Source organism: Pseudomonas sp. KBN10P06128, assembly GCF_037574945.1.
GTDB classification, from domain to species: Bacteria; Pseudomonadota; Gammaproteobacteria; order Pseudomonadales; family Pseudomonadaceae; genus Pseudomonas; species Pseudomonas aeruginosa.
Window position 1 is genome coordinate 4,226,969 of sequence record NZ_JBBELR010000001.1, and the last position, 25,297, is coordinate 4,252,265.

37 protein-coding genes are annotated in these 25,297 nt (G+C 64.2%); 14 read left to right on the forward strand and 23 right to left on the reverse strand.

What is annotated here, in order from left to right:
• From pheT to VQ065_RS19600, 7 genes are all read right to left on the reverse strand, one after another.
• Positions 1-2,379, reverse strand: a complete 2,379-nt coding sequence (gene pheT / locus VQ065_RS19570; RefSeq protein ID WP_003090664.1) for a phenylalanine--tRNA ligase subunit beta — start codon at positions 2,377-2,379, stop codon at positions 1-3.
• Between the two features lie 34 nt (positions 2,380-2,413).
• A complete protein-coding gene (gene pheS / locus VQ065_RS19575) occupies positions 2,414-3,430 on the reverse strand; it encodes a phenylalanine--tRNA ligase subunit alpha (protein WP_003090666.1) in 1,017 nt (338 codons plus the stop codon).
• Positions 3,431-3,527: 97 nt separating this feature from the next.
• Positions 3,528-3,884 carry a 50S ribosomal protein L20 gene (gene rplT / locus VQ065_RS19580; protein ID WP_003099086.1) on the reverse strand — a complete coding sequence of 119 codons (357 nt, stop codon included), beginning with the start codon at positions 3,882-3,884 and terminating at the stop codon, positions 3,528-3,530.
• A 23-nt stretch (positions 3,885-3,907) separates the two neighbouring features.
• A complete protein-coding gene (rpmI, locus tag VQ065_RS19585; RefSeq protein WP_003090673.1) occupies positions 3,908-4,102 on the reverse strand; it encodes a 50S ribosomal protein L35 in 195 nt (64 codons plus the stop codon).
• A 61-nt stretch (positions 4,103-4,163) separates the two neighbouring features.
• Complete coding sequence (gene infC / locus VQ065_RS19590) at positions 4,164-4,715, reverse strand: translation initiation factor IF-3 (protein ID WP_003119938.1); 552 nt, start codon at positions 4,713-4,715, stop codon at positions 4,164-4,166.
• Positions 4,715-6,637 (reverse strand): threonine--tRNA ligase, encoded by a 1,923-nt coding sequence (gene thrS / locus VQ065_RS19595; RefSeq protein ID WP_003090677.1) that lies wholly within the window; start codon positions 6,635-6,637, stop codon positions 4,715-4,717. The genes infC and thrS overlap by 1 nt, the downstream gene beginning before the upstream one ends.
• A gap of 249 nt (positions 6,638-6,886) precedes the next feature.
• A complete protein-coding gene (locus VQ065_RS19600) occupies positions 6,887-7,750 on the reverse strand; it encodes an alpha/beta fold hydrolase (RefSeq protein WP_003090679.1) in 864 nt (287 codons plus the stop codon).
• A 191-nt stretch (positions 7,751-7,941) separates the two neighbouring features.
• On the opposite strand from VQ065_RS19600, the gene VQ065_RS19605 reads away from it, so the two are divergent.
• The gene (locus tag VQ065_RS19605; protein WP_003090681.1) at positions 7,942-8,268 is read left to right on the forward strand and encodes a hypothetical protein; all 327 of its coding nucleotides are present in this window, start codon (positions 7,942-7,944) and stop codon (positions 8,266-8,268) included.
• A gap of 84 nt (positions 8,269-8,352) precedes the next feature.
• Positions 8,353-8,529, forward strand: coding sequence for a hypothetical protein (locus VQ065_RS19610; RefSeq protein WP_003090682.1), 177 nt, complete (start codon positions 8,353-8,355; stop codon positions 8,527-8,529).
• A gap of 324 nt (positions 8,530-8,853) precedes the next feature.
• Here the strand turns inward: VQ065_RS19610 and VQ065_RS19615 are convergent, their stop codons facing one another.
• The 4 genes from VQ065_RS19615 to VQ065_RS19630 form a co-directional block, all read right to left on the reverse strand.
• On the reverse strand, positions 8,854-9,141 hold the full coding sequence (locus VQ065_RS19615) for a DUF3509 domain-containing protein (protein ID WP_003090684.1): 288 nt from the start codon (positions 9,139-9,141) through the stop codon (positions 8,854-8,856).
• A gap of 198 nt (positions 9,142-9,339) precedes the next feature.
• Complete coding sequence (locus tag VQ065_RS19620; protein ID WP_003090686.1) at positions 9,340-9,573, reverse strand: hypothetical protein; 234 nt, start codon at positions 9,571-9,573, stop codon at positions 9,340-9,342.
• Between the two features lie 53 nt (positions 9,574-9,626).
• Positions 9,627-10,409, reverse strand: a complete 783-nt coding sequence (gene map / locus VQ065_RS19625) for a type I methionyl aminopeptidase (protein WP_003090687.1) — start codon at positions 10,407-10,409, stop codon at positions 9,627-9,629.
• Complete coding sequence (locus VQ065_RS19630) at positions 10,406-10,627, reverse strand: ParD-like family protein (protein ID WP_003090688.1); 222 nt, start codon at positions 10,625-10,627, stop codon at positions 10,406-10,408. The genes map and VQ065_RS19630 overlap by 4 nt, the downstream gene beginning before the upstream one ends.
• A 156-nt stretch (positions 10,628-10,783) precedes the next feature.
• On the opposite strand from VQ065_RS19630, the gene VQ065_RS19635 reads away from it, so the two are divergent.
• Both VQ065_RS19635 and VQ065_RS19640 read left to right on the forward strand, forming a co-directional pair.
• Positions 10,784-11,497: an endonuclease gene (locus VQ065_RS19635; protein WP_003099106.1), complete on the forward strand. Its 714-nt coding sequence runs from the start codon at positions 10,784-10,786 to the stop codon at positions 11,495-11,497.
• A gap of 18 nt (positions 11,498-11,515) precedes the next feature.
• A complete protein-coding gene (locus tag VQ065_RS19640) occupies positions 11,516-12,034 on the forward strand; it encodes a thermonuclease family protein (RefSeq protein ID WP_003090794.1) in 519 nt (172 codons plus the stop codon).
• Here VQ065_RS19640 and VQ065_RS19645 read toward each other — a convergent pair.
• Positions 12,009-12,239, reverse strand: coding sequence for a hypothetical protein (locus VQ065_RS19645; RefSeq protein ID WP_003090795.1), 231 nt, complete (start codon positions 12,237-12,239; stop codon positions 12,009-12,011). The two genes, VQ065_RS19640 and VQ065_RS19645, sit on opposite strands and share 26 nt — an antisense overlap.
• Before the next feature lie 65 nt (positions 12,240-12,304).
• Positions 12,305-12,538, reverse strand: a complete 234-nt coding sequence (locus tag VQ065_RS19650) for a DUF3509 domain-containing protein (RefSeq protein ID WP_003090796.1) — start codon at positions 12,536-12,538, stop codon at positions 12,305-12,307.
• Between the two features lie 222 nt (positions 12,539-12,760).
• Between VQ065_RS19650 and VQ065_RS19655 the strand changes: the two genes are divergently transcribed.
• The gene (locus VQ065_RS19655; RefSeq protein ID WP_003090797.1) at positions 12,761-13,660 is read left to right on the forward strand and encodes a YihY/virulence factor BrkB family protein; all 900 of its coding nucleotides are present in this window, start codon (positions 12,761-12,763) and stop codon (positions 13,658-13,660) included.
• Here VQ065_RS19655 and VQ065_RS19660 read toward each other — a convergent pair.
• Together VQ065_RS19660 and VQ065_RS19665 are read right to left on the reverse strand one after the other, a co-directional pair.
• A complete protein-coding gene (locus tag VQ065_RS19660) occupies positions 13,650-13,967 on the reverse strand; it encodes a hypothetical protein (RefSeq protein WP_003090798.1) in 318 nt (105 codons plus the stop codon). The two genes, VQ065_RS19655 and VQ065_RS19660, sit on opposite strands and share 11 nt — an antisense overlap.
• A gap of 152 nt (positions 13,968-14,119) precedes the next feature.
• On the reverse strand, positions 14,120-14,563 hold the full coding sequence (locus VQ065_RS19665) for a YqaA family protein (RefSeq protein ID WP_003090799.1): 444 nt from the start codon (positions 14,561-14,563) through the stop codon (positions 14,120-14,122).
• 135 nt (positions 14,564-14,698) lie between these two features.
• Here VQ065_RS19665 and VQ065_RS19670 point away from each other — a divergent pair, with 135 nt between their 5' ends.
• Complete coding sequence (locus VQ065_RS19670) at positions 14,699-15,073, forward strand: DUF5064 family protein (RefSeq protein WP_003090800.1); 375 nt, start codon at positions 14,699-14,701, stop codon at positions 15,071-15,073.
• 110 nt (positions 15,074-15,183) lie between these two features.
• Positions 15,184-15,513: a DUF883 family protein gene (locus tag VQ065_RS19675; protein ID WP_003090802.1), complete on the forward strand. Its 330-nt coding sequence runs from the start codon at positions 15,184-15,186 to the stop codon at positions 15,511-15,513.
• 65 nt (positions 15,514-15,578) lie between these two features.
• Here the strand turns inward: VQ065_RS19675 and VQ065_RS19680 are convergent, their stop codons facing one another.
• Positions 15,579-15,776 carry a hypothetical protein gene (locus VQ065_RS19680; protein WP_003090804.1) on the reverse strand — a complete coding sequence of 66 codons (198 nt, stop codon included), beginning with the start codon at positions 15,774-15,776 and terminating at the stop codon, positions 15,579-15,581.
• A gap of 178 nt (positions 15,777-15,954) precedes the next feature.
• On the opposite strand from VQ065_RS19680, the gene VQ065_RS19685 reads away from it, so the two are divergent.
• Together VQ065_RS19685 and eco are read left to right on the forward strand one after the other, a co-directional pair.
• Positions 15,955-16,185: a DUF2789 domain-containing protein gene (locus VQ065_RS19685; RefSeq protein WP_003090806.1), complete on the forward strand. Its 231-nt coding sequence runs from the start codon at positions 15,955-15,957 to the stop codon at positions 16,183-16,185.
• Positions 16,186-16,533: 348 nt separating this feature from the next.
• Positions 16,534-17,004 carry a serine protease inhibitor ecotin gene (gene eco, locus VQ065_RS19690; protein ID WP_003090808.1) on the forward strand — a complete coding sequence of 157 codons (471 nt, stop codon included), beginning with the start codon at positions 16,534-16,536 and terminating at the stop codon, positions 17,002-17,004.
• Positions 17,005-17,055: 51 nt separating this feature from the next.
• Here the strand turns inward: eco and VQ065_RS19695 are convergent, their stop codons facing one another.
• On the reverse strand, positions 17,056-17,442 hold the full coding sequence (locus VQ065_RS19695; protein ID WP_003160516.1) for a hypothetical protein: 387 nt from the start codon (positions 17,440-17,442) through the stop codon (positions 17,056-17,058).
• A 186-nt stretch (positions 17,443-17,628) separates the two neighbouring features.
• Positions 17,629-18,072, reverse strand: a complete 444-nt coding sequence (locus tag VQ065_RS19700; RefSeq protein ID WP_003090812.1) for a PACE efflux transporter — start codon at positions 18,070-18,072, stop codon at positions 17,629-17,631.
• A 102-nt stretch (positions 18,073-18,174) separates the two neighbouring features.
• Here VQ065_RS19700 and VQ065_RS19705 point away from each other — a divergent pair, with 102 nt between their 5' ends.
• Positions 18,175-19,062, forward strand: a complete 888-nt coding sequence (locus tag VQ065_RS19705) for a LysR family transcriptional regulator (RefSeq protein WP_003090813.1) — start codon at positions 18,175-18,177, stop codon at positions 19,060-19,062.
• Between the two features lie 210 nt (positions 19,063-19,272).
• Here VQ065_RS19705 and VQ065_RS19710 read toward each other — a convergent pair whose 3' ends face one another.
• Positions 19,273-19,587 (reverse strand): hypothetical protein, encoded by a 315-nt coding sequence (locus VQ065_RS19710; RefSeq protein WP_003090814.1) that lies wholly within the window; start codon positions 19,585-19,587, stop codon positions 19,273-19,275.
• 364 nt (positions 19,588-19,951) lie between these two features.
• On the opposite strand from VQ065_RS19710, the gene VQ065_RS19715 reads away from it, so the two are divergent.
• Positions 19,952-21,232, forward strand: coding sequence for an OprD family porin (locus tag VQ065_RS19715; protein ID WP_003090815.1), 1,281 nt, complete (start codon positions 19,952-19,954; stop codon positions 21,230-21,232).
• 156 nt (positions 21,233-21,388) lie between these two features.
• A complete protein-coding gene (locus VQ065_RS19720; RefSeq protein WP_003090816.1) occupies positions 21,389-21,760 on the forward strand; it encodes a hypothetical protein in 372 nt (123 codons plus the stop codon).
• 42 nt (positions 21,761-21,802) lie between these two features.
• On the opposite strand, the gene VQ065_RS19725 is transcribed toward VQ065_RS19720, so the two are convergent.
• Together VQ065_RS19725 and VQ065_RS19730 are read right to left on the reverse strand one after the other, a co-directional pair.
• Positions 21,803-22,147, reverse strand: coding sequence for a cupin domain-containing protein (locus VQ065_RS19725; protein ID WP_003090818.1), 345 nt, complete (start codon positions 22,145-22,147; stop codon positions 21,803-21,805).
• Between the two features lie 111 nt (positions 22,148-22,258).
• Positions 22,259-22,468: a hypothetical protein gene (locus tag VQ065_RS19730; RefSeq protein WP_003090820.1), complete on the reverse strand. Its 210-nt coding sequence runs from the start codon at positions 22,466-22,468 to the stop codon at positions 22,259-22,261.
• A 270-nt stretch (positions 22,469-22,738) separates the two neighbouring features.
• Here VQ065_RS19730 and VQ065_RS19735 point away from each other — a divergent pair, with 270 nt between their 5' ends.
• Positions 22,739-22,927: a hypothetical protein gene (locus tag VQ065_RS19735; protein ID WP_003090821.1), complete on the forward strand. Its 189-nt coding sequence runs from the start codon at positions 22,739-22,741 to the stop codon at positions 22,925-22,927.
• Positions 22,928-22,941: 14 nt separating this feature from the next.
• Here VQ065_RS19735 and VQ065_RS19740 read toward each other — a convergent pair whose 3' ends face one another.
• On the reverse strand, positions 22,942-23,133 hold the full coding sequence (locus VQ065_RS19740) for a hypothetical protein (protein ID WP_003099127.1): 192 nt from the start codon (positions 23,131-23,133) through the stop codon (positions 22,942-22,944).
• Positions 23,134-23,481: 348 nt separating this feature from the next.
• Between VQ065_RS19740 and VQ065_RS19745 the strand changes: the two genes are divergently transcribed.
• Positions 23,482-24,177 carry an alpha/beta hydrolase gene (locus tag VQ065_RS19745; RefSeq protein WP_003090823.1) on the forward strand — a complete coding sequence of 232 codons (696 nt, stop codon included), beginning with the start codon at positions 23,482-23,484 and terminating at the stop codon, positions 24,175-24,177.
• Positions 24,178-24,224: 47 nt separating this feature from the next.
• Here VQ065_RS19745 and VQ065_RS19750 read toward each other — a convergent pair whose 3' ends face one another.
• A complete protein-coding gene (locus tag VQ065_RS19750; RefSeq protein ID WP_073660286.1) occupies positions 24,225-25,124 on the reverse strand; it encodes a Dyp-type peroxidase in 900 nt (299 codons plus the stop codon).
• Between the last annotated feature and the right edge of the window lie 173 nt (positions 25,125-25,297).

Genomic DNA, 25,297 nt, shown 5'->3' on the forward strand with positions numbered 1-25,297 from the left:
CTATTTCCTTAACGTGGCATTGAACCTTTCTTCCAACGACGTGACGATGTTCTGCGTCGTGCTATTGACTTCATCGTCATTAAGAGTGCGCGATGGATGCTGCCAGGTCAAGCCGACGGCAAGGCTTTTTCTATGCGGATCAATGCCTTTACCGTGATACACATCAAACAGCCTGAGGTCCGTCAGCCATTCGCCGGCCGCCGCACGGATTTGTGTCAGGATGTCTTGTGCCGGCACGTCCTGATCCACCAGTAGCGCCAGGTCGCGGCGCACTTCGGGGAAGCGCGACAGCTCGCGGAACTTCGGCAGGTGACCGTCGACCACTTCGGCCAACAGCAGCTCGAAGAGGAACACCGGCTGCTCGAGGTCGAGTTTCTTCGCCAGTTCCGGATGCAGCGCACCCAGGTAGCCGACCAGCCGCCCTTCCCGCTCGATGCGCGCGGTCTGCCCCGGGTGCAGCGCCGGGTGCTCGCCGGGCACGAAGCTGAAGTCGCCGAGGGCACCGGCACTGGCCAGCACTGCCTCGACATCGGCCTTGGCGTCGAAGAAGTCCACGCCGTCACGGCCGTTGGCCCAGCCTTCCGGCAGGCGCCTGCCGCAGATGGCGCCGGCGAGCATGGCTTCCTGCTTCAGGCCTTCCAGTTGACCGACGAAGCGCAGGCCGCTTTCGAACAGGCGGACCCGCGACTGCTGGCGGTTGAGGTTGTGCTGCAGCGCCTTGACCAGGCCCGGCCAGAGGCTGGAACGCATCGCCGCCATGTCGGCGGAGATCGGGTTGGCCAGGGTCAGCGGCTGGGTGCCCGGATCGAACAGTTCGAACAGGGCCGGATCGATGAAGCTGAAGGTGATCGCTTCCTGATAGCCGCGGGCGACCAGCAGGCGCCGCAGCAGCGGCAGCGCGGCGCGCGCTTCCGGCTTGTTGTTCGGCGCCAGGCGCGCCTGCGGGTAGCGCACCGGCAGGCGGTTGTAGCCGTAGAGACGGGCCAGTTCCTCGATCAGGTCGACTTCCAGGGAAATGTCGAAGCGATGGCTCGGTACGCCGACCGACCACTGCCCTTCCCCGTCGGCTACCACCGTTAGTTCCAGGGCTTGCAGCAGGCGCACGATCTCGGCGGCGTCCAGCGGCATGCCGAGCATCTGGGTCACGCGCTCGGCGCGCAGGGTGATCGGCGCGACCTTCGGCAGGTGCGCTTCGCTGACCTGCTCGACGATCGGCCCCGGTTCACCGCCGACGATGTCGAGGATCAGGCGCGTCGCGCGCTCCATGGCCTTGCGCGCCAACTGGCTGTCGACGCCGCGCTCGAAGCGATGCGAGGAGTCGGTGTGCAGGCCATAGGAGCGGGCCTTGCCGGCCAGGGCGATGGTGTCGAAGAACGCGGCTTCGAGGAACAGGTCGCGAGTGCTGTCGCTGACGCCGCTGTGCTCGCCGCCCATCACCCCGGCGATGGCCAGGGCGCGCTGGTGGTCGGCGATCACCAGGGTGTCGGCGCGCAGGGTGATTTCCTGGCCGTCGAGCAGGACCAGCTTCTCGCCGTCCTCGGCCATGCGCACGCGCACGCCGCCGTTGATCTCGGCAAGGTCGAAGGCATGCATCGGCTGGCCCAGTTCGATCATCACGTAGTTGGTGACGTCGACCACCGGATCGATACTGCGAATGTCGGAACGGCGCAGGCGCTCGACCATCCACAACGGGGTCGGCCGGCTCAGGTCGACGTTGCGGATCACCCGGCCGAGGTAGCGCGGGCAGGCGGCCGGCGCGGCGAGTTCGACCGGACGGGTCTCGTCGTGCTGCGCGGCGACCGCGTCCACCGCCACCGGCGCCAGCGGGACGTCGTAGATGGCGCTGACTTCGCGGGCCAGGCCGGCGAGCGACAGGCAGTCACCGCGGTTCGGGGTCAGGCCGACCTCGATGGTGTAGTCGTCCAGCTCCAGGTAGGCGCGGACGTCCTGGCCGACCGGCGCGTCGGCCGGCAGCTCGAGCAGACCGGCGTTCTCTTCGCTGATCTGCAATTCCTTGGCCGAGCAGAGCATGCCGAAGGACTCGACGCCGCGCAGCTTGGCTTTCTTGATCTTGAAGTCGCCCGGCAGTTCGGCGCCGATCATGGCGAAGGGAATCTTCAGGCCCGCGCGCACGTTGGGCGCACCGCAGACGACCTGGAAGGTCTCGCTGCCGTTGCTGACCTGGCAGACGCGCAGCTTGTCGGCGTCCGGATGCTGTTCGGTCGAGAGCACCTCGCCGACCACCACGCCGCTGAAGGCGCCGGCGACCGGCAGGTCGGCGTCGACCTCGAGGCCGACCATGGACAGGCGAGCGACCAGCTCGTCATGGGAAACCTGCGGATTTGCCCAGCTCCGCAGCCACTTTTCACTGAATTTCATCCTGTTCTCCTAAGGAATCCGGTTGCGTTCTGGCCTAGCGGAATTGTCCGAGGAAGCGCAGATCGTTATCGAAGAACAGACGCAGGTCGTTCACCCCGTAGCGCAGCATGGCCAGGCGCTCGGCGCCCATGCCGAAGGCGAAGCCCTGGAATTTCTCGGGATCGATGTTGGACATGCGCAGCACGTTCGGGTGCACCATGCCGCACCCCATGACTTCCAGCCAGCCGGTCTGCTTGCACACGCGGCAGCCGTTGCCGCTGCAGATCACGCACTGGATGTCCACTTCGGCCGAGGGCTCGGTGAAGGGGAAGAAGGACGGACGGAAGCGCACTTCGAGCTGCTTCTCGAAGAAGGCGCGGAGGAATTCCTCGATGGTGCCCTTGAGGTCGGCGAAGCTGACGCCCTCGTCCACCAGCAGGCCTTCCACCTGGTGGAACATCGGCGAGTGGGTCAGGTCGGAGTCGCAGCGGTAGACGCGCCCCGGGCAGACAATGCGGATCGGCGGCTGCTGGGACTCCATGGTCCGCACCTGCACCGGTGAGGTGTGGGTACGCAGCAGCATGTTCGCATTGAAATAGAAAGTATCGTGCATGGCACGCGCCGGGTGGTGGCCCGGAATGTTGAGCGCTTCGAAGTTGTGGTAGTCGTCTTCGACTTCCGGGCCTTCGGCGACTTCGTAGCCGATGCGGCTGAAGCACTGCTCGATGCGCTCCAGCGTGCGGGTGACCGGATGCAGGCCGCCGCTCAGCTGGCCACGGCCAGGCAGGGTGACGTCGATGCGCTCCGCGGCCAGCCGGGCGGCCAGCGCGGCCCCTTCCAGCTCGGTCTTACGCGCGTTCAGCGCATCCTGGACCTTTTCCTTGGCCACGTTGATCAGCGCGCCGACCTTCGGCCGCTCTTCGGCCGGCAGGTCGCCCAGGGTCTTCATCACCTGGGTCAGTTCGCCTTTCTTGCCGAGGTAGTGAACCCGGATCTGCTCCAGGGCATTGACGTCTTCGGTGTGTCGCACAGCCTCCAATGCTTGAGAGACCAGCGCATCCAGGTTTTCCATGTATGGACTCCAGATACAAAATAGGGGAAGAGCGGTAAGGCTCTTCCCCTATCGGTGACGTTACGTCCGGACCGAGGTCCGGTGATTGTCGTAGGGCTTAAGCCAAGCTTGCCTTCGCTTTCTCGACAATCGCGGTAAACGCCGCTTTTTCGTTCACTGCCAGATCGGCCAGGACCTTACGGTCGATCTCGATGGCCGCCTTTTTCAGGCCGGCGATCAGGCGGCTGTAGGACAGACCGTTCTGACGAGCACCAGCGTTGATACGGGCGATCCACAGTGCGCGGAACTGACGCTTGCGCTGACGACGGTCACGGTAGGCGTATTGGCCAGCCTTGATCACCGCCTGCTTGGCAACGCGGAACACGCGCGAGCGTGCACCGTAGTAGCCCTTGGCGAGCTTCAGAATTTTCTTGTGACGACGACGGGCGATAACGCCACGCTTAACACGAGCCATGAATTAATCCTCTACCTTAATAATCAGCGCAGACGCAGGGAGCGTTCTACGCGCGCAACGTCAGACTTGTTCAGCATCGAGGTGCCGCGCAGTTGACGCTTACGCTTGGTGGTCATCTTGGTCAGGATGTGGCTCTTGAAGGCGTGCTTGTGCTTGAGGCCACCAGCAGTCTTCTTGAAGCGCTTGGCCGCGCCACTTTTGGTCTTCATCTTTGGCATGTTCGGATACTCCGCATTGAGTGATTACGCATAACCGCAAGGCCTGCCAGTGCCCTGGTGGTTACTTTTTCTTCTTGGGAGCGATGACCATCATCAGCTGGCGTCCTTCCAGCTTAGGATGCTGCTCGACGGTGCCGTACTCCACGAGGTCGGCTTCGACCCGCTTCAACAGCTCCATCCCCAGCTCCTGGTGAGCCATCTCACGACCGCGGAATCGCAGGGATACCTTGGCCTTGTCCCCTTCACTAAGGAAACGTACCAGGTTGCGTAGTTTTACCTGGTAATCCCCTTCTTCCGTCCCTGGACGAAACTTGATTTCTTTGACCTGCGCCTGCTTCTGGTTCTTCTTGGCGACCGCAGCCTGCTTCTTCTTCTCGAACAGGTGCTTGCCGTAGTCCATGATGCGGCAGACAGGAGGCACCGCGTCGGCCGAAATCTCAACCAGGTCCAGCTTCGCCTCTTCGGCTAGGCGGATCGCCTCATCGATCGAAACAACACCAACCTGCTGGCCATCAGCTCCAATCAACCGTACCTCACGAGCCGAGATGTTCTCGTTGATCGGGGGTTTCGGTTGAGCTCGCTTATCCTGTCTCATTTCACGCTTAATAATGATTACTCCGAGTCTTGGCGACCACGCCGGGAAACCGCCTGTGCCAACAGCTCAGCGAACTGGGTGACGGGCATGGAGCCCAGGTCTTCCCCTTCGCGCGTACGCACCGCGACGGCCTTCGATTCAACTTCCCGATCTCCAATAACCAAGAGATAGGGAACCTTGAGCAAAGTATGCTCGCGGATTTTAAAGCCGATCTTCTCGTTTCTCAAGTCGGACTTGGCACGGAATCCGCTTTCCCCGAGGATCCGCACCACCTCGGCGGCGAAATCGGCCTGCTTGTCGGTGATATTCATCACCACCGCCTGGGTCGGCGCCAGCCAGGCCGGGAAGGCTCCGGCGTAGTGCTCGATGAGCATGCCGATGAAGCGCTCGAAGGACCCGAGGATCGCACGGTGCAGCATCACCGGGCGCTTACGGTTGTTGTCCTCGGCGATGTAGCTGGCGTCCAGGCGCTCCGGCAGGTTCGGGTCGTACTGCAGGGTGCCGCACTGCCAGTTACGGCCGAGGCAGTCCTTCAGGGTGAACTCGATCTTTGGCCCATAGAACGCGCCCTCGCCCGGCTGGTATTCCCAGGCCAGGCCGGATTCGTTCAGCGCATCGGCCAGCGCGCCTTCGGCGCGATCCCACAGCTCGTCGGAACCGACGCGCTTGGCCGGACGGGTCGACAGCTTCATGGCGATGTCGGTGAAACCGAAGTCGCGGTAGACCTGCAAGGTCAGCTTGATGAAATCGGCCGCTTCCTTCTTCACCTGCTCTTCGGTGCAGAAGATATGCGCGTCGTCCTGGGTAAAGCCGCGTACGCGCATGATCCCGTGCAGCGCGCCGGACGGCTCGTTGCGGTGGCAGGCGCCGAACTCGGCGAGGCGCAGCGGCAGGTCGCGGTAGGACTTCAGGCCCTGGTTGAAGATCTGCACGTGGCACGGGCAGTTCATCGGCTTGACCGCGTAGTCGCGGCTTTCCGAGGAGGTGGTGAACATGTTCTCGGCGTAGTTCGACCAGTGGCCCGAACGCTCCCAGAGGATGCGGTCGACCACCTGCGGGGTACGCACTTCGACATAGCCATGGTCGCGCTGGACCTTGCGCATGTACTGCTCGAGCACCTGGTAGACGCTCCAGCCGTTCGGGTGCCAGAACACCATGCCCGGCGCCTCTTCCTGCAGGTGGAACAGGTCGAGCTGCTTGCCGATGCGGCGATGGTCGCGCTTCTCGGCCTCTTCGATGCGCTGGATGTAGGCCGCCAGTTGCTTCTTGTCGGCCCAGGCGGTGCCGTAGATACGTTGCAACTGCTCGTTCTTCGAGTCGCCGCGCCAGTAGGCGCCGGAAATCTTGGTCAGCTGGAACGCCTTGAGGAAGCGGGTGTTCGGCACGTGCGGGCCGCGGCACATGTCCACATACTCCTCATGGAAGTACAGGCCCATGGCCTTCTCGTCCGGCATGTCGTCGATCAAGCGCAGCTTGTAGTCTTCGCCACGGGACTTGAACAGCTCGATGACCTCGGCGCGCGGGGTCATCTTCTTGATCACGTCGTAGTCCTTGTCGATCAGCTCGCGCATGCGCTGCTGGATCGCCGCCATGTCCTCGGGGGTGAAGGGGCGCTCGAAGAAGATGTCGTAGTAGAAGCCTTCCTCGATCACCGGGCCGATGACCATCTTCGCGGTCGGATAGAGCTGCTTGACCGCATGGCCGACCAGGTGGGCACAGGAGTGGCGGATGATCTCCAGTCCTTCCTCGTCCTTGGGCGTGATGATCTGCAGGGTCGCGTCGCGATCGATGGTGTCGCAGGCGTCGACCAGGCGGCCGTCGACCTTGCCGGCGAGGGTCGCCTTGGCCAGGCCCGCGCCGATGGATTGGGCCACCTCGGCCACGGAGACCGGGTGATCGAAGGAACGTTGACTGCCGTCGGGAAGAGTAATGATGGGCATGGCGCCTCCTCTCCTAGTGGTGACCCCTACCAAAGGCCACGTGGGTTGGGATGTGCCAGTAAGCGTCGCCCGCCGGGCCGGCCTGCCTCACAGTGGCAGGCGCCTTGCGGCACCCCTGCGCCGAAGCGCGCGGACGGAGATCACTGGGAATGGATACTGACGAAAAACGCCGGAGCTGATCCGGCGCGAAGCGCCCATGGTAAAGCATCCGTGGCGAGCTGACGAGCGGTCAGTTCGCCCGGCCTCGCTTCAGGACGTTTCCACGTCCGGCGCAACGCCATCGACGCGCGCCAGGAACTCCAGTACCGACCGGTTGAAAGCCGCCGGACGGGTGGCATTGAGGCCATGGGACGCACCCTGGATGCGTTGCAGCTTGGCGCGCGGCAGGGCCGCCGCCAGCGCCTCGGCGGTGGCCGGGAACGGTTGCGGACTGCGTTCGCCGTTGAGGATCAGGCTCGGCAGGTCGATCGAGCGCAGTTCCGACAGCGCCAGCGCCGGCGGCTGGTCGGCCACCTGCCCGACCAGGGTCATGGCGTTGTCCAGGGTCATTCGGCGGAACGTCGCCGACGAGCGTTTCCATACCCCGGCGCCGCTCACCGTATCGACGAACAGTTCCAGCCCCCGCTCCGCCTCGCCGCCACGGATCAATTCGAGCGCCTGGCGCCGGAACTGGTTGCGTTCCAATGGCTCCTCGGGCGCAGGCAGGCCGGCGTGAGCGTAGACCTCGGCGGCATAGTCACCGCCGGGATCGGCCAGGCTCAGCGAACGCAGGGCGTCCGGAGCGGCCAGCGCCAGGCGCAACGCCAGGTTGCCGCCACGGGAATGGCCGAGCAGGTGTACCGGCTCGCCGAGCCGCTCGACCAGCGCCAGCAGGTCGGCGACGTGGCGGGCGCTGGTGAAGTCCGCACCCTGCCCGTCCCAGCGCTCGGGGTAGTAGTGACGCAGGCTCGGCACGATCAGCCGGTGGCGCTCGCCGAGGCTGCGCAACTGCCATTGCCAGTAGCGGTAGTCGCACAGCGAACCGTGGACCAGTAGCACCGGCGTGCCCTCGCCCAGGTCCTGATAGACCAGTTGATACCCATCCACCTCGAACGAGGCGAGTTCGCCACTCATGCACGCAACCCTTTCGGTTTCTTTTTCGACTCAGCGCGACGAACGGTGATCGGGCCCGCAGCCCGATGCACGGCATCGCCTGGAAAAGATGGATGTTAGCGGCCTGAGGTCACGCCCCGTAATGACAAATAGGTCTAGGGCCGTCTCGCCCGCTGGGCTAGGCTGGAAGTTCCCCTGCGGAGGTGACGCCGATGAATACGCCGATCTTCTACGAGCTATTCCGCAACCACCCGCTGCATGCCCCGTCCGCCCGGACCCTGGCGAGCATGCTGGCCCTCGGCCTGGCACTGGCCGGGGTATGGGCCCTGCTGCTGGGCTGGGGCATCGGCCTGGGCATCGACAACTTCGCCATGTACTTCGGCTGGACCGCCCTGCTCATGACCATCCTCCTGGTCGCGCTGTTCCTCGGCGCCACGCTGTTGCGCATGGAGGCCATCTGGCTGGCTTTCCTGCTCGCCCTGCCCCTGCTGACCAGCCTCACCGGCTGCCTGGCTCTGGTCGGCGCCGGCCCCGAGTGACCGCGTTTCAGACCATGGTCGAAGACCGATTGCAGTAATTCCCCTTCCCGCAGGGTCTATCCTTGGGTAAGAGGAGGACGAACCATGACTCTCGAATCCTTCGTCACATTGCTGATCGTCGCCTGGCTGGGCCTCGCCGGCGTCACCCTGTGGGCCTTCCTGCGCGTGCCGCGTCGGCGCGCGCGCCTGCAACGCAAGGCACGGCAAGCCGAAAACCGGCATCCCGCGCGACCGCCACAGCCTCTTCCACAACGCAGCTGAAGCCGCCACGCCGACCGGTCACGGCAGGAAGGCGTGCTGGGAAACCCCCAGCAACAGATAGGCCGCCAGCACGGTGAACGCGAGAAAACCCACGACGTAACGCAGCATCCCGACTCCTGTCAGTCATTTCATCCCTGATGCTGACCCGAACGACCTTGCATCGTTCTGCGCCAGCCTGCCGAAGCGCCGAACGGGCAGGCCAGCCCTGGCCTTCCCTTCCGACACGAGCGGGGCCGGTCGATCCTCGCCCAGCCCCTCGAAGCTTCACTCTAGCACTCTCGCCCGCCCTGCCGGAGGCCTCCGCCAGGATTCCGGACGAACCGTTCAGCCCGCCATGTAGCTCGGCAGGCCGCGCTCCTGCAAACGACGCAGGGTACCGACCACATCCACCGGCAGGCTCCCTGCCTCCAGGGCCAGGTCGCGGCGCACGGCGTTGATGAACCAGTACATGCGCTTCTCGTCGGCCAACTGGGCGGCGGACACCACGCGACGGGTCACGATCTCTTCGCCGTTGCGCAGGGTCAGCAGGGCGCCGCCGTCCGGACGCATCTGGGTGGATACGGCAAAGGTGGCCTGGAAGGCATCGAACAGCATCTTGATGGACTTTTCCATGATCGTTTATCCCCTCTTGCATGAAAACCGACCGCGAACTTCAGCGCAGCCGCAACACGGGGAAAGGTAGCAGCTTTCATGCCAGCCACATGGAAAATTAAAACCATTTAAAATCAATAGCTTGTGAAAATACTCAGCGAAGCGGTCCGTGCAAACTGCAAGATCATGCGAAATGCACCATGCGATTTGCCAGCAGGCTCAGTCGGAAAACAGCGGCCGGCCCCGCGCATCGAAGCCGCGCACCCGGTACAGCGCCGCTTCCGCCAGCGACAGCGCGGCCGCCGGACTCTCGCACGGCGGCTGGCCCGGCAGCACCAGCCATTCGGTGCGTCCGTCGTCGATGCTGGTTATCTCGATCTCGGCCAGATAGCCGCTGTCCTCGCGCAACCAGGTGGCGCGCAGTTCGAACTCGCCAAAACGCCTGCCGGACACCCGCCAGCCTCCCTTCGGAAAAGTCGTCGCAGTGTAACCAGGCCGGGCGTCGATCAGCCAGCCAGGTCGGCCAGCGCCTCGCGCTCCTCTTCGCGCAGGGTCAGGACCCGGCAACCCCGCTCGGTGACCAGCACGGTGTGCTCGTACTGGGCCGACAGGCGGCGGTCGCGGGTGGTCACGGTCCAGCCGTCCTTGTGCAGCTTCACCGCGTGGCCGCCCTGGTTGATCATCGGTTCGATGGTGAAGGTCATCCCGGCCTTCAGCCGCGCACCCGCGCCAGCGCGACCGAAGTGCAGGACCTGCGGCGCCTCGTGCATCTTGCGGCCGATGCCATGCCCGCAGTATTCGCGGACCACCGAATAACCGTTGGCTTCGGCGTGACTCTGGATGGCATGCCCGATATCGCCGAGGGTGGCGTCCGGGCGCACCACGCGGATCGCCCGGTACAGGCATTCGCGGGTGACGTCGAGCAGCTTCTGCGCCTGGCGGTCGATGGCGCCGACCCGGTACATCTTGCTGCTGTCGCCGAAATAGCCGTCCTTGATCACCGTGACGTCGACGTTGACGATATCGCCGTCGCGGAGGATCTGCTGCGCCGACGGCCAGCCATGGCAGACCACCTCGTTGACCGAGGTGTTCACCGTGAACGGATAGCCGTACTGCCCCTTGCTGCCGGGAATCGCCGCGAGGGTGTCGACGATGTAGCGCTCGCAGAAGCGGTCGATCTCTGCCGTGCTGATGCCTGGCCGCACCACCTCGTCGAGGGCTTCGAGGACTTTCGCGGTGAGCGCGCCGGCCACGCTCATGCGCTGGATTTCCTCCGCGCTCTTGATCATCCCGAGATCCTCGCCGCGTCCTGCTCGCGGCGGTCGCTTTCGCGCGCTTCGTCCATCAATTGGCGTAGCACCTGCGCATAGGTCAGGCCGGGATTGGCTTCGATCAGCATGCCGATGCGCATCCAGTGCTCGGCCTGGGCATTGATCGAGCGCGACATGGCCTTGCAGGCGATGCGCGCCTCTTCGTGCAATTGCTCGGAAATCTTCACCAGGCCCACACTACACCTCGACTACAAAACATATACGGAACGCATACTAACCATCGCATGGACGCGACGCAAACGGGAAGGTCCGCCCTCGCCTGGCCATGGACTGGCCACGATTGGCATCTCCTGCAAAATCAGTAACATGCGGATTTTTTTGGAAGTTGCCGCATGCTTTCCCGTTTGTTTGTAGGCCTTTTCGCCCTCCTCCTCGCCAGCGCCGGCCAGGCCAACGCCCCCCGCACGTTCTCCGAAGCGAAGAAAATCGGCTGGAAGCTCTACGCCCGGCAATCCGTGGAGTTCTACTGCGGCTGTCGCTACTCGGGAAATCGTGTCGACCTCGCCAGTTGCGGCTACAAGCCGAGGAAGAACGCCAACCGCGCGCGGCGCATCGAGTGGGAACACATCGTTCCGGCCTGGGTGATCGGTCACCAGCGACGCTGCTGGCAGAACGGCGGGCGGAGCAACTGCGCGAGGCACGACAGCACCTACCAGCGCGCCGAGGCCGACCTGCACAACCTGGTGCCGAGCATCGGCGAGGTCAACGGCGACCGCAGCAACTTCGGCTTCGGCTGGCTGCCGCAGAAACCCCAGCAATACGGCGCCTGCCCGATGGTGGTGGACTTCAAGGCGCGCAAGGCGATGCCACGCCCGCAGATTCGCGGGATGATCGCCCGCACCTACTTCTACATGAGCGACCGCTACGGTCTGCGCCTGTCGAAGCAGGATCGCCAGCTCTACAACGCCTGGCACAAGCAGTACCCGCCACAGACCTGGGAGCGCCAGCGCAACCACATGGTCGGCTGCGTGATGGGCTGGGGCAATCCCTATGTCGGCCCGGTGGACCTGGCAACCTGCAGCAACCTATCCTCGCGTCGACGCTGACCTCCGCCGGAGTAGCCCATGATCTTCCGCACCCTCGCCCTGTTGCCGCTCTGCGCCGCCCTGGCGTTCGCCGCCGACGCCGGGGAGCGCCGCTTCGACTGCACGGTGGTGGCGATACACGACGACGCCAGCCTGGGCTGCCGCCTGCCCGGCGCGAACAAGGCACTGCGCATCCAGCTCAACGCCGTCGAGCTACCGGCCGCCGAGCCCTGGCGTCGGCGCGCCCGGGAAGCCCTGAAAGACATGCTGCTCGGCAAATCGGCGACCATCCGCGAGCAAGGCCGCGACGCGCGCTTCCGCATCCTCGGCGCGGCCTGGGTGACCCCGGCCGACTGCCCCACCTGCGGACATACCCTGGATGCCGGGCTGGCCCTGCTGACCATTGGCCTGGCCAGTTGGCGCGACGCGCCGGACAGCGGCCAGACGGCCGAGGCGCGCGGCCAGTACCGGTTCGCCGAGGAAGAAGCGCGGGCGCGCAAGGCTGGCCAGTGGGGTCCGCGCGACGCCGCTCCTACAGATGGATCTCCGCGAACTTGATGCCCAGCCCGCGCAGCTCCTTGACCGCGTCGTCGAGCCGGCGGAACGACATCACCTCGTCGCTCTCGTCGACCAGGAAATAACTGCGCCCGCCGTCCTTCTTGAAGAACACGATCCATTCCCTGGCCAGGGTGGGATTGGCGATGATGTGGGTCGCCGAGATCTTCCCTGCCGCCTGCCTGTCCCGAACCTTCTCGCGCTTCATTGCCTTCCCGTCAGCTGTGTGGAAAGGCGGAATTATCGCATCATCGGTTCCCGCGGCGAAAAAACTCAGCGTGCCGCCATCGCCATTTCCATGCCCGGCACGGCCAGTTCCCGGCGGATGCTGCGGATCAGCCATTCGGTCTCCGGCGGCGCGCTGAGCTGCGGCGAGGGTATGGTGCGAGCCACGTAGCGGCCGTCGGCGGCCTGCAACTGCAACAACAGCGCGCCGTCGTGGCGGCTCTTGCTGGACAACTGGAACTCGGGAAAGGCAGCGGCGATTTTCTTCAGGTCGACAGACATGTTGCGCTCCATTTCTGAGAAGTTGGACGGAGGCCCGCCGCGCGGCGGGCAGGCGCAGTCTGGTTAACGGATGCGACCGAATGATGACGCCGGCGACGAACCAATTCGCCCGCCGTGGCGTCCCAGAAAGGACGCGACGAATTTCACCCAACGGAAAATGCCTGGCGGCAAGCGGCCATCGGTGGTCGATCGTCATCGGCACGCACACAGCAAGGAGATGGAATGTTCCGTACGGCTTATCGGGAAATAGGCCTGTTCGGCCTGGTCAAGCGCACAGTGAACGAGTTCCTCGAGGACGACATGCCGACCTACGCCTCGGCCCTCGCCTATCAGATGCTGTTCTCGCTGTTTCCGTTCCTGCTGGTGCTGATCACCCTCGTAGGCTACCTGCACCTACCGGAGTTCTTCGCCTGGCTGCGCGAGCAGGCGGCGTTGCTGCTGCCGCCCGAGGCGATGGATCAGGTCAACCCGGTGATCGACCAGTTGCAGCAGCAGAAAGGCGGCCTGCTGTCGATCGGTATCGCGGTGGCGCTGTGGACCTCCTCGGCGGGCATCCGCTCGATGATGATCGCGCTCAACGCCGCCTACGACGTGAAGGAGAGCCGCCCGGTATGGAAGCGCTTCTCCCTGTCGATCCTCTACACCCTCGGCATCGCCCTGTTGTTGCTGGTGGCGGCCGGCCTGATGGTCACCGGGCCGCAGGTGATCGCCTGGATCGCCGGCCTGGTCGGTCTGGAACAGTACCTGGTGACGCTCTGGACCTGGCTGCGCTGGCCTCTTGCGGTGTTCCTGCTGATGCTCGCGGTGGCGCTGTTCTACTACCTGGTGCCGGATGTCGAGCAGCGTTTCCGCTTCATCACTCCCGGCTCGGTGCTCTCGGTGATCGCCTGGATCGCCGCGTCCCTCGCCTACGGCTTCTACGTGAAGAACTTCGCCAACTACAACGCCATGTACGGCAGCATCGGGGCGATCATCATCCTCCTGCTGTACTTCTACCTGTCGGCGGCAGTGGTGCTGTTCGGCGCCGAGCTGAACGCGGTGATCGAGCACCATTCGGAAGACGGCAAGGATCCTGGCGAGCGCGAACTTCCGGACAACGACGACCCCGAACTCAAGGCTTGAGCAGGGCGTCGGCCTCGCTGACGCTGGCCTTGCCGGTGGCGCGCCGGTACAGACACAGCTCGCGGCCCTGGCGGCCCTGCATGTGCGGCTGCGGATAGCGGCCCTGCAGGAGCAGCGCCGAATAGCCCACCTCATCGTCGAAGGGCAGTACCTGCCCCACCGCGCGTACCTGGCGCAAGCCGCTGGCTTTCAGGCAGGCGGCACGCACCATGGCGTCGTGCGCCTGCCACGCCTCGGCCGTGGAAGCCCAGGCCGGCGCCGAACCGAGCAGCAGGCAGACCAGCGATCCCGCAACCACCCTCGTCATTGCGCACCTCGCATCGCCGGAAACAGGCAAAAGAGAAGCCCCCGGGACCACAGCGGCAACTAAAGGCCCCGGGGGCGATGAGGCGGCAGTTACACCTCGCAGCAATGGACATTGCCCCGCGAAAAATAGTTCTACGCTCGCCGACGAAGCGCTCAGCCGGCCCAGCCCAGCACCAGCGCAGCCAGGACCAGGTAGCGGAGCGTCTTGGCCAGGCCGACGATCAGCAGGAAACTCCAGCAGGACTCACGCATGATGCCGGCCACCAGCGTCAGCGGATCGCCGATGACCGGCACCCAACTGAGCAGCAGGGTCCAGCGGCCGTAGCGGCGATAGTGTCGCTGCGCCCTGAGCAACTGCGCCTCGCCCACGGGAAACCAGCGGCGACCGCGGAAATGCTCGAGGTAGCGACCCAGCCACCAGTTGACCCAGGAACCCAGTACATTGCCGACGATGGCCAACGCCAGCAGCCACGCGACCGACTGGCCGCCGCGCAGCAGCAAGGCGGCCAGCACGGTTTCCGACTGCAACGGCAGCAGGGTCGCCGAACCGAACGCCGAGAGGAACAGCCCGGCGTACGCGGCCCAGTCAGTCAACACCCGAACGCTCCCAGCGCCATTCGCATCCCCACTCCAATCCGGAAAAAACTGACCTGGGACAGCCGTCCCGAGGCCGGCGAAGCATACCCTGGCAGGCAAGGGCATTTCCCCGGTTATCCGAAAAGGAGGCAGGCCATGTTCATTCCCGGCCATCTGCATCTCGCCTCGGCCAGCGAAGTCGACCGCCAGGCATTCGATATCCACCTGCGCTACCGGGTCCTGGAGGCCGAGGCCCGCCCGGTGGCCGTACACTTCGACATGGAGGGCCGGATCGACGGCCAGCCTTTCAGCGAAAGCTTCGAACTGCCGCGCGACGCCGCCGTGCATTTCGCCAGCCGTGCCAGTCGCCTGGCCCGGCGCCACGGCCTGCGCTTGCGGCAGGGACCGATCGTGCGCCAGCGCCGCGAGTACGACGCTATGTTCGACGACCTGCGCCGACGCCTGAAACTCAAGAGCGGCGAAGCGATCGACCTCGACCGCTACCTGCGCGGCGAGGCCGGGGCATCCTGAAACGGCTCTCCCGCATGCTACGGAAGCCCCCGACGCAGGCCATGCCGTGCAACTTTCAGCGAAGCGGGCGACTCCATACCTAGGTAACCATCCTCGTCAAGGAGACCGACATGACTCTGAAAACCCGCTCCGCTCGCGCCAAGCAGGCTATCCAGGACCAGGCCATGGCCGAACTGCAGGACCTGATCGCCGAGGTGGACCAGTTGATGAGCGGCACCGGCAGCCTGGCCGGCAAGGAGGGCGCGAACCTGCGTGAACAGATCAATTCCGTGCTGCATCGTGGTCGCGACGCCATCGAGCGCACCCGCCGCGGCGTGGTGCAACGCAGCCAGGCGGCCGCCGAAGCGACCGAGGAATACGTCGAGGACCACCCCTGGCAGACCATCGCCGTCTCGGCCGGCGCCGGCTTCCTCCTCGGCTTGCTGGTGGGCCGCCGCTAGGGCGTTTCCGCAGGCAACAGAAAGCCCGCGCTCGGCGGGCTTTTCGGCAAGGCAAGGGCCTTGGCTCAGGCGGAGATCGCCGCCTCCAGCGGCCAACTCAGTTCCCAGGTTCCCTTCAAGGCTTCCGCCTCGTCACGACTGGTGAAGGGTCCGGCCCACATGGCACCGTCCACCATCAGGATCCAACAGGCCAGCAATCCCTTGCTGCGCAGCGATTCGGGAACGGACGTCCCCACCAGCACGGCGACTTCGATTCTGGACATAGGCTGACTCCGGTTATCATTAGCTTGCTAATAATAAGCGCCCGCCCCTTCGCCATGAAGCGCGCCGCGCACAACAGTCTTTTTCATCTGCGACAAAATTACCCACCCCCGGCTCCCACGGCAGCCCTGCCGTCCCGCCGGCTATAGTGGAAAAACAGCGAGTCCAGGAGGAACCGTCATGGACACCAGCCCGCACACCTTTTCCAACCTGTTCCGCCAGTTGGGGCTCCCCGCTGGGCGGGACGACATCGTCGCCTTTCTCGCCCGGCACCACCTCGAGGAGGGCACCGCGCTGCCCGATGCGCCATTCTGGAACCCTGCCCAGGCCAGCTTCCTGCGCGAGGCCCTGGCCGAGGACTCCGACTGGGCCGAACAGGTCGATGAACTGGCCTTGCAACTGACCCGCTGAAAAAAACGCAAACTGATGCGCTGACGGCTCTATCGTGCGGAACTTGCTATGAGTTGGCGGGGAATTTCAAGTCACCGGCATCGATAGCCACTATCAGCCCAAAGCATTTTTCCCCAGCGGAGCGGCGTGAGATCGTAGCGGCGTCGGGAGAACCCCAAGTCCCCGACGCTCCTTTGAAGACCATCGCCCTCCCCCCGCAGATGGTCTTTTTTTTGCCCGCGATTCGGCCGTGCCCCGACCGGCTGGCCCAGGACATGGAACATTCCGTTACGTCCCCCACTGAACTTTTCACCCGTGCCTCGGTGTCTTACCCTGCTCGCGTTACCACGTAAGGAGAACCTCAAGGACATGAAAGCACTACTGATCGCCGCCGGCGTTGCCGCTCTTTCCAGCACCGCCATGGCCGCCAAACTGGATGAAAAGGTTCCCTACCCGAAGGCAGATGCCGGCTTCACCCGCCAGGTCATCCACCTGCCGAAACAGGACGCGGAAGACGCATTCAAGGTCGAGATCATCGCCGGCAAGACCCTCGAGGCCGACTGCAACCAGCAGCGCCTGGGCGGCGAGCTGGAAGAGCACACCCTGGAAGGCTGGGGCTACTCCTACTACCGCCTGGACAAGGTCAGCGGGCCGATGAGCACGATGATGGCCTGCCCCGGCCAGAAGAAGGAGCAGCGCTTCATCCCGGTGGTCGGCGAAGGCTTCCTGCTGCGCTACAACAGCAAGCTGCCGATCGTGGTCTATGCGCCGAAGGACGTGGAGGTCCGCTATCGGATCTGGTCAGCGTCCGAAAAGGTCGAGAAAGCGGTCAGCGAATAAACGCCGCGCATGAAAAAGCCGCCCACGGGCGGCTTTTTCGTTGCGCCGGCGTCAGCCCGGCACCAGGCCGATGTTCAGGCCGGAGTCCACGGTGATCCGGTAATGCGTGGTCTGCCCGTTCTGCACATGCACCACCTGCTTGGGCGCCTCGCCGCGGCAGATCCCATCGCCCTGCACGGATACCACCCGCAGCCCCGCCGGAAGACGGAAACGCGCGCTCTCGCCGGCCTGGATCTCAGCGGCCAGGCGGCTATCGATGATCAAGCGGGTATTGCAGACGCTGCCGAGGAACTCGCGGTCCCGGGAAACCACCAGGAAGGCGTCGCCGTCGTCACGGAACTGGTAGTTGTACAAACGCTCCTTCGGTACCTGGTCCGTCTCGTCGAGCGAGGGCGTCGATGTCGAACAACCCGCCAGCAAGACGGCCCCCAGTAGCATCCCCAAAATCCGCATAGTGACCCCAATCCGTTCATCGAAATGCCGCACCCCATCCTCGCCGGGGCAGACCTTCATGGCTTGCGGTCGTACTTCCTCCCTGAACCGGCACCACAGCGCACGTCCGTCTAAGGTAGGCGATTTGCCCCGGCCAAGGCGAGCGCGAATGGCGCTGAAGAAAAAAAATCCTCAGACGGAGGCCGCCTCGCCGGCCGGCAACGCGGAAGTCGGGAGGCCGAACAGGCGATCGAAGGCCCAGTTGAAGAGGAAGGTGTAGCACGGGATCAGGACGATCAGCGCCAGGTCCAGCCAGAACGCCTCCAGCAGGGAAATCCCCATCCACCAGGCGATCAGCGGGATCAGGTAGACCACCAGGGTCAGCTGGAAGCCGATGGCGTGCGCCACCCGCCGCGCAATGCTGCGTCCGCGCACGGCCTGGCGCCGCTCCCAGAACTCGAACAGGCAGTTGTAGATGAAGTTCCAGGTCACCGCGACGGTGGTAATCACCACCGCCAGGGGGCCGGTGGTAGTGGGCGTGGAACCGGCGAGCAGGGCCAGCCCCAGGGTCGAGATACTCATCCCGATCAATTCGTAGGCGGTCACGTAGACCAGTTTGCGCTTGATGCCTTGCACGTGGACCTCTCGGGCGTGATAGCGGAAAGGCGGGCAAGGTTGGATCAATTTTCTTGACAGAAAAAGTCAGCAGCTTTCAGATCTGCTGATAGGAGAATTGCCATGAACTTTTCCAGCGATACCATCGAGCTGTTCCTCGCCGTCCTCGACCGCGGCTCCTTTTCCGGCGCCGCCCGTGCCTTGGGTCGAGTGCCTTCGGCGGTGAGCATGGGCATCGCCAACCTGGAGGCGGAGCTGGGTTTCGCCCTTTTCGAGCGAACCCACCGCGAAGCCCGTCCTACGGCGCTGGCCAGGGCCCTGGCACCGCAAGCGCGGATGATCGCCGAGCAGCTCGCCCAGTTGCAGGTGCATGCGCTGGAACTCTCCCAGGGATTGGAAAGCCGCCTGTCGCTCGGCGTGGTTGCGGACATCGACAGCGGGCGGCTGTTCGGCGCCCTCCGCACCCTTTCCGAGCGCTACCCGCTGCTCGATGTCGAGGTGCTCAGCGCGGCGCAGGACGATGCCCTCGCCCTGCTCCATGGCGGCCGCATCAGCCTGTGCTTCGGATTCGCCGGCATCAGCGTGAACCCGCAGGAGCGCTTCCAGTATGTCGGCGCGGAATCGCTGGTCGCGACCATCTCGCCGCACCATCCCGCCCTGCAGAAGCCGGGGCAGGCGCTGTACCTGGAAGAACTGGTGAACGTGCGGCAGATCCTGGTGGCCAGTTGCGACCTGCCGTTGGCCGACACCCGTCCGCTGATTGCCGGCGCCTGCTGGCGCACCGACAGCCTGGGCACGGCGCTGGAAATGGTCGAGGCGGGGATCGGCTGGGGCAATTTCCCGTTGTCCCGGGTCGCGCCGCTGCTGGCAACGGGAAGGCTGGTACGCCTGGACTTCAGGAATACCAAGAACGAGCTGAAACTGCCTGTCCACGCTATCTGGCTGAAAAACCAGCCATTGCGCAAGGCCGCCCAGGAACTGGTTGGCATGCTGGCCACCCGTCCCGATTGAAGCGTTATGCAGTGCACTTCACAGAAAAAACGAGACCCGTCACGCGAATCGCCGCACACGCCGGCGCCCCGACCTCCAGTACTTGATCTCGATCAAGCGCAGCGCCGGCCATAGGCAGATGATCGTTCTGCGGCCATCCTCCGTTTGCGGCCGTAGAGCTCCGGACACTTCATGCTAGGGGGGCCGGAGCTCTTCCCTCTTCCTCGCGGCTCAGGAACAGGTCCTGGCCGCATCGATGAAGGCCCCGCGGGTGACCCAGGGCTGCTGGTCATGGATTCGCACCAGGCTGCCACCCCTCGCCGGCTGCACCTCCAGCCACTGCCCAGCGTCCGCCAGGCGATAGCCGCGGCCTTCCTCCACCAGCGCCACGCCGGGCGCCTGGCGTTGCCACTTGGGCAAGACGCACATCGCGTAATCGTAGGGAGCCTTGCTGGTGCTGGCGGCCAGCGCCGGGGCGTTCGAAGCGGGAGGCGAGGCACAGGCGGACAGGGCCAGGGCGGCGAATACAGCGATAAGAATCTTCATGTCACGTCCCTCTTTGTCGATCCGTTCACGATTCGACGGTATCACCGCCCAAAGCGAGAACTGCAGCGACTTCGCGGCATGGTACTTATCGATAAGGTTGATATTGCAGGCGCATGACGAAGCGATCCGGCAACGCCCGATTCAGAGCCTATGGAAGGGGCTTTCCTTGCGCTTTGGTTATTAGCAAATGACTCGAAGCTTTCTTGGATCGAACAATGTTCTGGTATTGTTGCGCCGCCAACGGGAGAAACAAGAAACCAGAACCGCCACGCACGGTAAATGGGACAAATGACTCCCGTGCACTTCGAACCTTGCGCTTCCTTCAATTTCAGCGCACATCAAGCCAACAACCAGGAACAATAAGATGTTGAAGAAAAGGATTTGCCTGCTGGCACTGGGCATCGCGACTGCAAGCCAGGCGATGGCCAATGACCAAGAAGCAGCAAAGGGGTTTGTCGAGGACAGCCACCTCGATCTGTTCTTCCGCAATGCATATATCAAACGCGACAAGAAGTACGGTACAGAGGACCAAGCAGAGTGGGGCCAGGCCGCAACCGCGACCTTCACTTCCGGCTTCACCCAAGGAACCATCGGGATAGGTGTGGACGTGTTCGGTATGTACGCTGTTCGCTTGGACGGCGGCAAGGGTCGTAGCGGCGCCGCCGGTATCGACTTCTTCAAGCAGGGCGACAGCGGCTCCGCGGCGGACGATCTGTCCAAGGGCGGCGCGGCGGTGAAGTTCCGCATCTCCAACACCGTGCTCAAGTACGGCGACCAGATGCCCAGCCTGCCGGTGCTCAGCTACGACAACTCGCGCCTGCTCCCGGAAAGCTACAGCGGCACCCTGATCACCTCCAAGGAGATCGAGGGCCTGGAGCTGAACGCCGGTCGCTTCACCGCGGAATCCCGCAAGAGCGCCGAAGGGCGCGACAGCGGCGGCCTGAAGAGCATCAACGTGTTCGGCGGCAAGTACGCCTTCACCGATCACTTCAACGCCTCGCTGTACGCTTCCGACGTCGAGGACGTACTGAAGAAGCAGTACATCAACCTGAACTACACCATCCCGCTGCAGGCCGACCAGTCGCTGAACTTCGACTTCAACGGCTATCGCACCAAGCTGGACAGCGACTTCGCCGACCAGAACTTCAACGGTAACCGCGACAACAAGATCTGGAGCCTGGCGGCGTCCTACACCATCGACGCCCACACCTTCATGATCGCCCACCAGCGCAACACCGGCGACACCGGCTACAACTACGGCTGGTACCAGAACGCCGGCGGCATCGGCGACGGCGGCACCACCATCTGGCTGGCCAACTCCTACTGGTCGGACTTCAACGCCGAGGACGAGCGTTCCTGGCAGGTCAGCTACGCCCTGGACTTCGCCAAGTACGGCGTGCCCGGCCTGACCTACCGCGTAGCCTACGTGCGCGGCGACAACATCAAGACCGCCGAGACCAGCAACGGCAAGGAGCGCGAGATCTTCAACCAGGTCCAGTACGTGGTGCAGAGCGGCCCGGCCAAGGACCTCACCCTGCGCCTGCGTAGCTCGTTTGCTCGCGTTTCCGCTGATGCCCGCGATAGCTACTTCAGTGGCGGCAACGAAATCCGTGCCTTCGTCGAGTACCCGTTCAGCGTGTTCTGATCGAACCCACGAGCGCGACGAGAACCCCGGGCCAGTCCCGGGGTTTTCTTTTTTGCGTTTCGTGCTCCAGTTCAACCTTATCGGGTGGCGCCGCACAGCATCGGAAAGCCGGTGATAGCATTCGCTCTCGCTTGCCATTGCTTATCGATATCGACAATGCCGTTCCGGAAACACCTTCTGCTCCCCCTCCTCGGTCTTGCCCTGCTGCTCGGCGGTTGCGGCCCCAGTGTCAGTTACTCCTACATTCCGCCGACCAGCGATGCCGGCCTGCACTGCGTGACCCAGTGCAATGCCGAGAAGCGCCAGTGCAAGACCCTCGCAAAGCTGCAGCAGCGCCAGGACGAGGCGCTCTACCAGGCGCAGAGCACGGCCTACAACTACTGCATGCAGAACAGCGACAAGAAGAAGCGCAAGTCCTGTCCCTACCCGCAGCGCAACTTCGATTTCGGCGACGACTGCCAGGACGAGTACCGCAGTTGCTACCAGTCCTGCGGCGGCACCATCCGCCGCATCGTCCACCAGGACTGAGGCGCGACGCCCGGCAGGCATGCCGGACGTGCGGCAATACCGTCAGGCGAAGACGAAGTACTTGCGCACCGTCTCCACTACCTCCCAGGTACCACGCAGGCCCGGCTCGATGACGAACACGTCGCCCGCCCTCAGGTGCACCGGTTGCTCGCCTTCCGGGGTGATGATGCAGTAGCCGTCGAGGAAGTGGCAGAACTCCCAGCGTTCGTAGTTCACCTCCCACTTGCCCGGCGTGCAGATCCAGGTGCCCATCAGCTTGCTGCCGTCCGCCGAGGCGTATGCGTTGAGGTTGACGGTATGCGGATCGCCGTCGATCCGCTTCCACTTGGTGGCGTCCAGCACGGGTACGGGACAGGTATCGCGCAGTACGGTGATGAAATCTGACATGGTCGCTCCAGGAAGGCAGTGGATGAATGCCTCACCATAGGGCCACGCGCGGGGCGCCGGTTGTCTGGGTTCGACATCGGCCTAGCTGAAAGCGCTAGGCAGCCCGGGCGCTCAGCGACGCCTGCCATTCAGCGCTGCCAGCAGGTCGCAGACCATGATCAGCAGCAGCATGGGTACGGCGAACGGAAAGAACGCCAGCGCCGCGTATTCGTAGGCCTGACCCGTCCACCACAGGCAAAGGCTGGCGACCGCCACGAGCAGGAAGCTGGCGGCGACGATGAACTTGCACAAGCGCGAGGCGAACCTGAGCGTATCGTCCACGACGAATCTCCTTCGGCGACTCCCCCGCAGTCTGCCGAAACCGCTCTGTCCCGGCGGTGACGCAAGAATGACGATTCGGACAGAATTGTTACGCCTGCCGCAAAACTTCATTCCACTTTGTTAGCTGGCTAATCAAATTCCCCCTTGATATCGTCTTTTTCGCCAGATCCCCAAGGCCTGGCAAATGTCCCTTGTACAGGCCATTACCAACCCTCCCCCCGCTTGGTAATGGCCTTTTTTTTCCCTTCTGCCGTAGTCCATGGAGATCGCATGCCACGCATTGCCCTGGTCCTGGGTGTGCTGCTGGTCAGCGCCTGCGCACAGCCTGTCACGCCGGACTCGATAGTCGAGGAATCGTTTTCCCGCAGCGCCAGCGAACGCCAGCTGGAAGAGCTGAACCGCCAGGGCCTTCCCTACGAGCAGTACCGGCTGCGCCGCCAGCGCATTCTCGGCCGCTGATCCCGGCGCCGCGCCTAGCGCTTCTTCGGCACCACCGCCCGCACCGCCTCGCAGACGACCAGCCCGACCATCAGCGGGATCAGCAGCGGCAGGATCGACATCGAGAGGTTTTCCGCTCCCGAGCTGAGGAGAAACGGAAACTGGCTGAGGAAGGCGACCATCGCCAGGCTGAGCAGGATCAGCAGGCCGTAGAGGCATGACGCCAATTTCAGAGCTTTTTCCATGACCGGGTAGAAAGTGAAGGATTCGGAAGAAAATCTACCCGCCCCGCTCCCCCGGTATGGCGAGAAGCAAGATTTTTTCAGATTCGGGTGCCCCGAAAAGACGCGAACCCGACCGACCGATCACCCCTCCATGCCCGTCGCGACAACCCGATCGGTCGGGTCCGGACTTGCAACATACCGCCGTGCCGATATCACGTCGCCTACCGGAACAAGGAGTTGTTCTTTTCGACGAACGTCCTCGCCTCCCGCTATCGCCCGCCCATCGCGACCTCGTATGCTCGCCGGGCGATGCCTCATGCCAGCAACCCTCACCCACAAGGGAGCAACACGATGAGCAACCTGCCTGCGATCATCCTGGTCCACGGCTTCTGGGGCGGCGCCGCCCACTGGAGCAAGGTCATTCTCGAACTGAAACGCCTCGGCCACGACAACCTGCATGCCGTCGAACTACCGTTGACCTCGCTGGCGGACGATGCCGAGCGGACGCGCAAGATGATCGCGCAGCAACAGGGGCCGGTCCTGCTGGTCGGACACTCCTATGGCGGCGCGGTGATCACCGAGGCCGGCAACCAGCCGAATGTGGTCGGGCTGGTCTATATCGCCGCCTTCGCCCCCGACAGCGGCGAAAGTCCCGGTGGCATCACCCAGGAGCACTTGCCCCTGGCCGCAGCGAACCTGGCGCCGGACAGCGATGGCTATCTCTGGGTGAAGGCGGACAGGTTCCACGAAAGCTTCTGCCAGGATCTCGCTGCGGACGAAGGGCTGGTCATGGGCATCACCCAGAAGGCTCCGCTGGCCAGCACTTTTGGCGATGCCATCGGCAGCCCGGCCTGGAAGAGCAAGCCCTCCTGGTACCAGATTTCCAGCGCCGATCGCATGATTGCGCCGGAGAACCAGGAGCGGATGGCCGCGCGGATCGCACCGAGGAAGATCGTCACCCTCGATGCCAGCCACGCGTCACTGGCCTCGCGAGCGAAGGAAGTAGCGGCGCTGATCGACGAGGCCGCCGTGGCCACCGCCCACTAGCGCCGCGCAGGACGCGGCAGCAGGCCTGGCCTGCTGCCGCGGCGGGCTCAGAGGCCGAGGGCGGACAGGTCGAGGCGGCCGTCGGCCATGGGCGGACACCAGAAGTAGCTGCCGCTGATCGGCCGGGTGAAACGGAACAGGCCATCGAGCACCCCGTCTTCCACGCCGATCATCCGTAGCCACTGGAGCTCGAAGGCCTCGAACGAGCGGCCGAAGGCGGCGAACAACAGCCCCGCGCGGTGCTCGTCGGACCAGGGCGCGCCGCGCCGCAGGAGGAACGCGGCGGGCTCGAAGCTTTCCTGCTCGGTACGCTTGACGTGGGCGTAGGCCGGCGCGTCTTCCAGTTCTTCATCGTCGGACTTGCGGCGGCCGATGATGTTGTCCATCTCCTCGCCGGGGATCGCCTGCATCCGGTCGAAGTCATGCAGCCACTGCTGGACAGCAACGAAACTGCCGCCATCCAGGCCCGCACCGCGCCCGGAGACCAGCGCGGCTTCGAGCGCCGCATCGCCCTTGGGATTCTCGGTGCCGTCCTTGTAGCCGGACAGGTCGCGGTCCTCGCCGTAGAGGAACGCATCCACCGCGCCGGTCCGCTGGAAGGCCGGCGCCAGCGACCGTTCCAGCGCGTGCGAGCGCAGCGTCACCTCGCCGCGATCCTCGCCGCGCAGCCAGCACCACAGCGCGGAGGGCGTGGACGGCAGGTCGATGCCGGGCGCGGCGAGCACCGGATAGTCCTTCATGCCCTCGACGGTCTTGCCGAGGCTGAGCATCAGCGAATGGCCGATACCCACCACCAGTTGGTAACCATCGGTGGCCGCGGCCAGGCTGGCCAAGGTCGCGGCCACCTGCTCGGGTTGGGAAATACTGAAAAACAGGTAGCGACCCACCACCGGAATCGGGGTGAGAATGCCTGGCTGAGCCGCGCTCATGTTGCCTCCATCTATCATCAGGCCGTGCGCCGCTCGTGGCGATGCACCTTCGATCTCGTTCTGGTTCGAGCAATGCTCGGTCTCGGAGCGCAGCGGCGGGCGACGCCAAGCGAAGCGGCTCCGAAATACCCGCGCATCCTAAACCGGTGCAACGCCAGAGACCACTCGAAGACGAGGGAAAAGCGCGAAGT

Bases quoted from the DNA above. Each gene is read 5' to 3' on its own strand.
- pheT (WP_003090664.1), bottom strand. From the start codon at position 2,379: ATGAAATTCAGTGAAAAGTGGCTGCGGAGCTGGGCAAATCCGCAGGTT.
- pheS (WP_003090666.1), bottom strand. From the start codon at position 3,430: ATGGAAAACCTGGATGCGCTGGTCTCTCAAGCATTGGAGGCTGTGCGA.
- rplT (WP_003099086.1), bottom strand. From the start codon at position 3,884: ATGGCTCGTGTTAAGCGTGGCGTTATCGCCCGTCGTCGTCACAAGAAA.
- rpmI (WP_003090673.1), bottom strand. From the start codon at position 4,102: ATGCCAAAGATGAAGACCAAAAGTGGCGCGGCCAAGCGCTTCAAGAAG.
- thrS (WP_003090677.1), bottom strand. From the start codon at position 6,637: ATGCCCATCATTACTCTTCCCGACGGCAGTCAACGTTCCTTCGATCAC.
- VQ065_RS19600 (WP_003090679.1), bottom strand. From the start codon at position 7,750: ATGAGTGGCGAACTCGCCTCGTTCGAGGTGGATGGGTATCAACTGGTC.
- VQ065_RS19605 (WP_003090681.1), top strand. From the start codon at position 7,942: ATGAATACGCCGATCTTCTACGAGCTATTCCGCAACCACCCGCTGCAT.
- VQ065_RS19610 (WP_003090682.1), top strand. From the start codon at position 8,353: ATGACTCTCGAATCCTTCGTCACATTGCTGATCGTCGCCTGGCTGGGC.
- VQ065_RS19615 (WP_003090684.1), bottom strand. From the start codon at position 9,141: ATGGAAAAGTCCATCAAGATGCTGTTCGATGCCTTCCAGGCCACCTTT.
- map (WP_003090687.1), bottom strand. From the start codon at position 10,409: ATGATCAAGAGCGCGGAGGAAATCCAGCGCATGAGCGTGGCCGGCGCG.
- VQ065_RS19635 (WP_003099106.1), top strand. From the start codon at position 10,784: ATGCTTTCCCGTTTGTTTGTAGGCCTTTTCGCCCTCCTCCTCGCCAGC.
- VQ065_RS19640 (WP_003090794.1), top strand. From the start codon at position 11,516: ATGATCTTCCGCACCCTCGCCCTGTTGCCGCTCTGCGCCGCCCTGGCG.
- VQ065_RS19645 (WP_003090795.1), bottom strand. From the start codon at position 12,239: ATGAAGCGCGAGAAGGTTCGGGACAGGCAGGCGGCAGGGAAGATCTCG.
- VQ065_RS19650 (WP_003090796.1), bottom strand. From the start codon at position 12,538: ATGTCTGTCGACCTGAAGAAAATCGCCGCTGCCTTTCCCGAGTTCCAG.
- VQ065_RS19655 (WP_003090797.1), top strand. From the start codon at position 12,761: ATGTTCCGTACGGCTTATCGGGAAATAGGCCTGTTCGGCCTGGTCAAG.
- VQ065_RS19660 (WP_003090798.1), bottom strand. From the start codon at position 13,967: ATGACGAGGGTGGTTGCGGGATCGCTGGTCTGCCTGCTGCTCGGTTCG.
- VQ065_RS19670 (WP_003090800.1), top strand. From the start codon at position 14,699: ATGTTCATTCCCGGCCATCTGCATCTCGCCTCGGCCAGCGAAGTCGAC.
- VQ065_RS19675 (WP_003090802.1), top strand. From the start codon at position 15,184: ATGACTCTGAAAACCCGCTCCGCTCGCGCCAAGCAGGCTATCCAGGAC.
- VQ065_RS19680 (WP_003090804.1), bottom strand. From the start codon at position 15,776: ATGTCCAGAATCGAAGTCGCCGTGCTGGTGGGGACGTCCGTTCCCGAA.
- VQ065_RS19685 (WP_003090806.1), top strand. From the start codon at position 15,955: ATGGACACCAGCCCGCACACCTTTTCCAACCTGTTCCGCCAGTTGGGG.
- eco (WP_003090808.1), top strand. From the start codon at position 16,534: ATGAAAGCACTACTGATCGCCGCCGGCGTTGCCGCTCTTTCCAGCACC.
- VQ065_RS19695 (WP_003160516.1), bottom strand. From the start codon at position 17,442: ATGCTACTGGGGGCCGTCTTGCTGGCGGGTTGTTCGACATCGACGCCC.
- VQ065_RS19705 (WP_003090813.1), top strand. From the start codon at position 18,175: ATGAACTTTTCCAGCGATACCATCGAGCTGTTCCTCGCCGTCCTCGAC.
- VQ065_RS19710 (WP_003090814.1), bottom strand. From the start codon at position 19,587: ATGAAGATTCTTATCGCTGTATTCGCCGCCCTGGCCCTGTCCGCCTGT.
- VQ065_RS19715 (WP_003090815.1), top strand. From the start codon at position 19,952: ATGTTGAAGAAAAGGATTTGCCTGCTGGCACTGGGCATCGCGACTGCA.
- VQ065_RS19720 (WP_003090816.1), top strand. From the start codon at position 21,389: ATGCCGTTCCGGAAACACCTTCTGCTCCCCCTCCTCGGTCTTGCCCTG.
- VQ065_RS19725 (WP_003090818.1), bottom strand. From the start codon at position 22,147: ATGTCAGATTTCATCACCGTACTGCGCGATACCTGTCCCGTACCCGTG.
- VQ065_RS19735 (WP_003090821.1), top strand. From the start codon at position 22,739: ATGCCACGCATTGCCCTGGTCCTGGGTGTGCTGCTGGTCAGCGCCTGC.
- VQ065_RS19745 (WP_003090823.1), top strand. From the start codon at position 23,482: ATGAGCAACCTGCCTGCGATCATCCTGGTCCACGGCTTCTGGGGCGGC.
- VQ065_RS19750 (WP_073660286.1), bottom strand. From the start codon at position 25,124: ATGATAGATGGAGGCAACATGAGCGCGGCTCAGCCAGGCATTCTCACC.